Annotated in this window: 1 protein-coding gene; it reads right to left on the bottom strand. The window is 63.3% G+C overall.

Annotation, left to right across the window (positions count from 1 at the left end; translation table 11 throughout):
- On the bottom strand, positions 1 to 618 hold a 618-nt coding region (locus AACY52_RS29295), incomplete at both ends, for a TonB-dependent receptor (RefSeq protein ID WP_339561216.1).

Genomic DNA, 618 nt, shown 5'->3' on the forward strand with positions numbered 1-618 from the left:
GATCACATTGGTGCCGGTCGCGGTCAGATTGTAGAACACGTTGAACGCCGGGCCCTTATAGCCGCGCGCATAGGTCGCATACGCCGTCGAGCCATGCGAAATATCGTACTGCACGCCTGCCTTGCCCGACAGGTTCTCATTGGTCGCCTTGGCGCGGAACGGCACGCCGTTAGAAGCGCTCACCGCCTGTGACGCGGCTGTCGTCGGCGAAACCCCCAGCGCGACCAGCCGGATATATTCGTTATACACGCCCTGATCGAAATTGGCGTTGATCCCCGGCCCCGCCAGTGTGGTGGCACGCGAATGGAACACGTCGAGCTGGTCGACCGTATAGCGCAAGCCACCGATCACGCGGAAGCGCTCGCTGATGTTGAGCGTCCCCTGTCCGAACAGCGCGACATTCTTGAACACCGAGCCGAAATCGGCGGTGCCGGTCGGAAAGGTCGAGGGGTTGGCGGACGCGCTTGAACACGGCGTCAGCGCGGTCGGCGCGGGCGTCACCGCCGACGTGCAGACCTGATCGTTGCGCGTGAAGATGCGCTCGCTCGCCGCACGCGAATAATATGCGCCCAGCACATAGGTGAGGAACTGGTGCCCCGGCGAGGTCAGCCGGATTTC

It is taken from the genome of Pseudomonas sp. EA_65y_Pfl1_P113, from assembly GCF_963970525.1.
Taxonomy (GTDB): domain Bacteria; phylum Pseudomonadota; class Gammaproteobacteria; order Pseudomonadales; family Pseudomonadaceae; genus Aquipseudomonas; species Aquipseudomonas tritici.